Here is a 6,190-nt window from a genome sequence, read left to right as displayed (position 1 = left end):
GTCAACGCCGGCGCCAACGGACGACGCACCACCTGCGCCCCGAACAACTCCGGAACCGTCGACCCCACACCAACCGACCCACCCAACACCGCACGCCGGCCCCACTCATCGAGCCGTCGGTGTTCCGCTGGATCGAGCAGATCCAGCGACGCGATCCGCACCGCGGGATCGGCCGTCATCGCGGCCAGCACGCGCTCCAAGCGCTCGATCAACGACTCCACTGACACCGCGTCGAACACATCGGTGTCGTATTCGAGCCGGAAGGACAGCGTGCGGCCCGGCGACGCCTGCATCGTCAGCGGATAGTGATTCAGCTCGCGGCTGCGGAGCTCGCCGATGGTCAAGCCGTCACCACCCGAGAGGGCAGCGGTGTCGACCGGATAGTTCTCGTAGACGAACAGCGTGTCGAACAGCTGGTCCTGACCGGTGACGCGATGGATGTCGGGCAGTGCCAGATGCTCGTGTTCCAGCGTCGCGCTGTGGTCGAGCTGCATCTGGGCCAGCAGGTCGGCGACCGTGGTGACCGGGGTCAGCCTCGCCCGCGCCGGCACCGTGTTGATCAGCAGCCCCACCATCGACTCTGCGCCGGGCACGTCATCCGGTCGACCCGAGACCACCGACCCGAAGGCCACGTCCTGCTGGCCGGTCAGCGAACCCAGCAGCACCGCCCATGCTCCCTGCAGCACGGTGCTGACCGTGGTGTGCTGCGACCTCGCCAACTCCTGCAACGCCCGCGTGCTCTGCTCGGACAGCTCGCCCGAGGCGATCCCGCGGGGCCCGCTCTCCCGGCGTTCCGGCGACGCCACCAGTGTCGGTGTCTCGAATCCAGCCAGCACCGCACCCCACGCCACTCGCGCCGCGTCCCGATCGCGCTCCGCCAGCCATGTCACGAACCGCCGGTACGGCACCGCCGCGGGCAGCCGCTGGCCGAAGTACGCCGCGATGATCTCCTGCAGCAGGATGGGCAACGACCACCCGTCGAGCACGATGTGGTGGCTGGTCAACACCACGTGGTGACGATCGATCGTGTTGCTCAGCAACATGATCCGGAATGCCGGTGCGTTCTCGAGATCACACACCGCGACGCGTTCGGCGGCCGATTCCTGTTCCAGTCGGTCCTCGTCGATGACGCCGTCCTCGACGTCGACGTGGCGCCATCCCGCGACCGGATCGGCGGGGATGACCTGCACCGGCTCGTCGAACCGCTGACTGAATCGGGCCACCAGATGCGGGTGACGGCTGACGACCGACTGCGCCGCCGCGGCAAGGCCGTTGGGGTCCAGCGGACCTGTGACAGTGAAGCTCAGCTGCAACGCATACACCTCGGCGCTGCCCGCGTGGTAGAGCAGTCCGCGTTGCAACGGGGTCAGGGGCAGCACGTCGGCGATGCGGTCGTGGTGCTGCAGCTCGTCGAGCTGGTCCTGGGTCAGCCTGGCCGGAGCGACGTCCGACGGCGTCAACCCGCCACCACCGCGGCCCACATGGGCGCAGATGCCGGTCAGCGCGTCGAACCACAACCGGCTCAGCCGCTGCACCTGCTCCTCGTCCAGCACCGACGGCGCCCACGTCCATGTCGCCTGCAGCCGGGCACCGTCCGCGGTGTCGAGGGTCGCCGCGTTGAGTGCGACGCTGTGCGGCAACGGCATCGGAATCGCTCCGGCCACCGACCCCCACGCCGTGCCGGTGTGCGGGCGCCAGTACTCCTCGCCCAGCTCACCGGACCCACCGAGCCGGCCCAGGTAGTTGAACCCGATCACCGGATCCGCCCCGCCGAGGTCGACATCGGGGTTCAGGTACCGCAACAAGCCGTAGGTCAGACCGTCGGGCAGCGCACGCAACTGCTCCTTGGCGTCCTTGACCGCCCTGCCCAGCTCGGCGTCACCGGAGACGACACGGCTCCAGCCGACACCGCCACCGGTCAACGCGACCGGGTACTTCGTGGTGAACCAGCCGACCGTGCGCGACACGTCCACCCCGGCCACCGCGTCCTCGTCGCGGCCGTGGCCTTCGACGTCGATCCCGATCGGGGATCCGCCCGTGCCGAGGAACTCCGCGCACGCCAACCCGAACGCGACCAGCAGCACGTCCTGCACCCCGGTATGGAACGCCGCAGGCACCTCGCCCAACACCATCCGGGTGGTCTCGACATCCAATTCCACCGACCACTGCCCCGCCGACGCGAACGTGTCCCGCTCCGGGTCCGGCGCCGGCAGTGCCGCCGGAATGGCGGCCACCGCACGCCAGTCGTCCGCCGCCGCGGCCACCCCATCGGACAGCGCGTGCTCGGCCAACAGCTTCGACCACCGCGCGAACGACGTCCCCGACACCGGCAAGGCGATCGGCTGTCCGGCACGGCGCTGCGCCCACGCGACGTTCACGTCCTCGAGCAGCACCCGCCACGACACCCCGTCGACAGCCAGATGGTGTACCACCAACGCCAGTTCGCCCGTCGCCTGCGCCCACACCGCCGACAGCATCACGCCCGCGGTCGGGTCCAACCGGGACCGGGCGCCGGCCACCGTTTCCTCCGACAGCACGTCCGTCACCTGCACGCAGCCGGCCGCGTCCACCGTGCCCGGCTCGGGTGCCCACAACCCGTCCTCGGTCACTTCGGCGCGCAGCATCGGATGGCGATCCAGTACCGCCTGCAGAACGGCGACCACGTCGGCCTCGGTCGCCTCCGCGGGCGCCGCCACCACCATGGTCTGGTTGAACTGATCGGTGGGACCGGTCACGCTGTCCAGCCACCGCATGATCGGCGTGGCCACCACCGCGCCGACGCCGGCGTCGTCGATCACCTCGCCATCGGCGACGGACACCACCCGCGCCAGGCGGGCCACTGTCTGCTCGGTGAACACGTCTTTCGGCCGGCACGTCAAGCCCGCCGCCCGCGCCCGCGACACCACCTGCATCGACAGGATGCTGTCGCCGCCGAGCTCGAAGAACGAGTCGTCGACTCCGACCCGCTCCAGCCCGAGCACCTCGGCGAAGATTCCCGCGAGCACGTCTTCCACGAGATCGGTTGGGGCACGGTAGGTCTGGCCGTCCGGATACTCCGGTGCGGGCAGCGCCTTGACATCCAGCTTGTTGTTCGACGTCAGTGGAATCGCGTCGAGCACCACGAACGCCGCCGGCACCATGTAGGCGGGCAGCCGCTCCACCAACGCCGTCCGCGCCGCCGCCGGATCGGCGTTGCCGGTGATGTAGGCGACGAGCCGCTTGTCGCCCGGACGATCCTCCCGGGCGATGACCGCCGCCCGGCTCACACCGTCCACCTGCGCCAACGCGGCCTGCACTTCGCCGAGTTCGATGCGGTAGCCGCGAATCTTGACCTGCTCGTCGGCGCGGCCGATGTAGTCCAACTGCCCGTCGGCACCCCAGCGCACCACATCTCCGGTGCGGTACATCCGCATCCCGGACGTCTCTCCCGCCGCGGCGAACGGGCACGCGACGAATCGCGATGCCGTCAGACCGGACCGGCCCACGTAGCCGTCGGCCACTCCGCGGCCGGCGACGTACAGCTCGCCCACCACGCCGGCGGGCACCGGGCGCAGCCACTCGTCGAGCACGAACAACGCCGCACCGGCCACCGGCGATCCGATCGGCACGCGCGCCCCCGGCGAGAGCGGCTCGCTGATCGCCACGCACATCGTGGTCTCGGTCGGACCGTAGGCGTTGATCATCACCCGGCCCGGCGCCCACCGAGTCACGACCTCCGGCGGGCATGCTTCACCCACCACCACCAGCGCCGCCGATTCCAAGCCGTCCGGCGAGAGCATCGCCACCGCCGACGGCGTCTGGGTCAGCACATCGACCGCTGCGCCGACCAGCAGGTCGTGGAACTCGTCCGGCGAGGTCGCGACGGACTCCGGCACGACCACCACCTGGCCGCCGCGAAGCAGGGCGCCGAAGATCTCCCACACCGACACGTCGAACGCCAACGAATGGCACAGTGCCCACACCCCGGTCCGCGGCAGCCCGGCGTCCAGGGTCTCGAGCAACTGCGTCACGTTGCCGTGGGTCACCGCGACACCCTTGGGCGTACCCGTGGTTCCCGACGTGTAGATCAGGTACGCGACGTCGTCGACCGCTGGCACCGCCACTGCGGAGCTGGGATGACCGTCGATCGCGTGGTCGTCGAGATCGATGACCACACCGTCGAAGCCGTCGACCCGCGCGGCGAGCTCCCTCGTGGTCACCACCACGACCGGCGCGGCATCGTTGAGCACGAATCCGATCCGCGCGTCGGGCGCCGACGGATCGATCGCCACATATGCGGCTCCCGACTTCAGCACCGCCATGATCGCGATCACGGACTGCGCCGAGCGCGGCAGCAACAATCCGACGCGCCGCCCCGGACCCGCACCACGCTCGGACAACAGGTGCGCCAACCGGTTCGACGCCACATCCACGTCGCGGTAGGTCAGACTGCGCCCTTCGAAGACGACCGCCGCCGCATCCGGCGCACGACTCACGATCTGCGCGAACAACTCCGGAATGGTCGGCACCGAGGACGCGGGCAGTTCCAGTACGGTCCGGTTACCCCACTCCTCCAAGCGTCCGTGTTCGACGTCGTCGAGCAGGTCGATCGAGGAGAGCCGGCGATCGGGCTCGGCCGCCATCGCCACCAACACCCGCTCGAGCCGGCCGACGAGGGTCTCGATCGTGGCGGGATCGAACACGTCCGTGCGGAACTCCACCGATCCGGAGATCCCGGCGTACGACCCGGTTGCGGTGAACTGTTCGGCCAGCGCGAACGACACGTCCATTCGCGCGGTGTGGGTCTCGACCGGCTCACGGGTGGCCCGCACCTGGCCCATGTCGAACCCGGCATCGGCGTCCAGCTCGGCTCCGGCGAAGTTCTGCCACGCCAGCATCACCTGCACGACCGGGTGATGAGCCATCGACCGGGTCGGGTTGAGCCGCTCCACCATCACCTCGAACGGCACGTCCTGGTGCTCATAAGCCGCCAGTGCCCGGGAGCGCACCTGCGCCAGCAGGTCGGTGACAGTGGGGTCGCCGCCGACATCGACCCGGAGCACCAACGTGTTGACGAAGAAACCCACCAACTCGTCCAGGGCACGATCGTTGCGCCCGGCGATCGGGAAGCCGACCGCGACATCGGAGCTCGCGGAAACCCGACTCAGCAGGACCGCCAGCGCGGCCTGCATGACCATGAAGGTCGTGGTGTTGGCGTGGGCCGCCAGGTCGCGCACCTGTTGCTGCAGTTCGGGCGCCCATGCGACCTCGATCCGAGCACCACGCTGGTCCGCCACCGGCGGGTAGGGCCGATCCGTCGGCAGCTGCAGGCGTTCCGGCAGACCGTCCAATGTCTGCAACCAGTAAGCCAATTGGCCACCGATGCGACTGCTGCTGTCGGTCAACTCACCGAATTGCGCGCGCTGCCACAACGTGTAATCGACGTACTGCACCGGCAACGGCGTCCACCCGGGTGCACGCCCCTCACTGCGGGCGGCATACGCGACGCTCAGATCTCCCACCAACGGGACCAACGACGTTCCGTCGGCCGCGATGTGATGCACGATCCCCACCAGGACGTGCTGGTCCTCGGCGATCCGAAACAGCGTGGCCTGCAACGGAATCTCGTTCGCCAGATCGAACGCGTGGGATGCGGTCCGTTCGATCGCCTCGGACAGCCGAGCCTGAGACCATCCGGCGGCGTCGACTACCCGCAAACTCACATCGGCAGCCGACGTCGGCACCACCACCTGCGCGGGCACGCCGTCCACGTCAGTGAACACGGTACGCAGGGACTCGTGCCGGTCCACCACGTCGGCCAGCGCCGTGCGCAACGCGTCGCCGTCCAGCCGCCCGGTCAGCCGCAGGGCGACCGCCATGTTGTAGACCGGCGAGGGCCCGTGCAACTGGTCGAGGAACCACAGCCGATTCTGCGCGAAGGACAACGGCACCACCGCCGGACGCGCCGCCACGGCCGTCAGCGGTTCCACTCCTCCGCCGCGTCCGTCGACACGTGCGGCCAACCCGGCCACCGTGGGCGCCTCGAACAGAACCCGAACGCCGAGATCGGAATCCAATGCCCTGTTGATCGCCGCGATGACGCGCATCGCCGACAGCGAGTCGCCGCCCATGGCGAAGAAGGAGTCGTCGACGCCGACCCGGTCGACGCCGAGCACCTCGGCGAAGATCCCGGCCAGGATCTCCTCCATCA

The 6,190-nt window shown here is 69.5% G+C and carries 1 protein-coding gene; it reads right to left on the bottom strand.

What is annotated here, in order from left to right:
• On the bottom strand, positions 1-6,190 hold a 6,190-nt coding region (locus tag AB0K11_RS27765), incomplete at both ends, for an amino acid adenylation domain-containing protein (protein ID WP_364984867.1).

The organism is Mycobacterium sp. NPDC050551 (assembly GCF_040674075.1).
GTDB lineage: Bacteria > Actinomycetota > Actinomycetes > Mycobacteriales > Mycobacteriaceae > Mycobacterium.
Note: the sequence above shows the minus strand (reverse complement) of the source record. Positions and strands in the feature narration are given on the sequence as shown.